Source organism: Mesorhizobium sp. WSM4871 (genome assembly GCF_055811295.1).
Genome location: NZ_JBVVPU010000051.1, coordinates 1 through 1,168 on the forward strand (window position 1 = coordinate 1; position 1,168 = coordinate 1,168).

A 1,168-nucleotide genomic window follows, 5' to 3' on the forward strand; every position below is an offset into this window, starting at 1 on the left:
GGCAGGGCTATCGCATATGAGCGATAGCATGAATGAGGTAGTCGTCATTCCAGGCACATTTCTTGATGCGGTGGCTGATGGGAACTTTGGCATCATCGGCGGCCTGAAGGATGTTTCTGGCGAGGCGATTGAGGAGAGCTGTGTTGGCGGGAGCATTGTCCTTGCGGGCACGACTGAGATCCTCATCGAGATGGACGTCGAGCATCCAATGCAAGCTATTCTCGATCTGCCAATGAGCTCTGGTGAGTTCGAGCGCCTGCTGCGGCGACAGAAGCGTGGAGGCCATGAACAAGCGCGTCAGCGGCTTGGCCTGATCGCGCTGGCTGGTGATGCGAATGAAGGCCTGGTGGCCCGGCATCAGCGGCTCGTCCGCCGCCACGATCTCGGCCTTGCGCCACTCGTTGCGGCCGTGGCTGATCTCGACCCGCTCGGCAATGGAGGGGATGGTGTTGGCCAGATGTTGGTTGGCACTGCGCTGCCAATGACGGCGGTTTCCCTTCAGCGTAAGCAGGTAATCGCCGCCCCTTTGGGTGATGGCCTCAGCCATGCGGGTGTGGCAGTGGAGCGCGTCGGCGGTGACCAATCTGCCCGTAAGATCAATGAGTTCGACGACCTTGAGCGCGGCCTCGACCTCGTTCTCGCCATCGCTCGGCGAGACTGCTGCCAGACACAGCCGGGTTTCGGCGGCGAAGGCCGACACCGTCAAGGGTGGACTGGCTGCCAAGCCCTTCTCGTAGGCCCGCCGCAAGGCCTTCCCGTCGAGCGACACCACCTCGGGCGTCTCTTGGCCGGCTCGCGCGAAAGCGGCGGCAAAAGCGGCGAAGGCACGCCCGAAGGCCTGCGGATCGAGCAGGCGCAGCAGCCGCGAAAACGTATCGTGGCTAGGGGCGACGTCATAGTCGATCAGCCGCGACAGCGCCGGCTTGCGCTCGTGCGCGAACAAGGCAAACTCCGTCGCATTGCTGGCGCCGCACAGGCTTGCCGCAATCATCATCACCATCAGATCGCCAAGTCGGTGCGTAGCGTTGGGTGCGCGCGGATCAGGCACCGCGCCAAAATAGCTCTCAAGGCAGGAAATGGCAGTCGCTCCTTCGCTCAACTGCCTCTCCAAAGAATCCTTTCTCTGTCTAAACTCAACCCCAAAATCGCCATATGCGATTCCCCTGCC

General features: G+C 62.0%; 1 protein-coding gene. It reads right to left on the minus strand.

Features of this window, described 5'->3' with window-relative positions; all coding sequences use genetic code 11:
* Window positions 1-7: 7 nt before the first annotated feature.
* On the minus strand, window positions 8-1,099 hold the full coding sequence (locus AC0L2H_RS32440; RefSeq protein WP_473593671.1) for an ISAs1 family transposase: 1,092 nt from the start codon (window positions 1,097-1,099) through the stop codon (window positions 8-10).
* Window positions 1,100-1,168 lie beyond the last annotated feature (69 nt).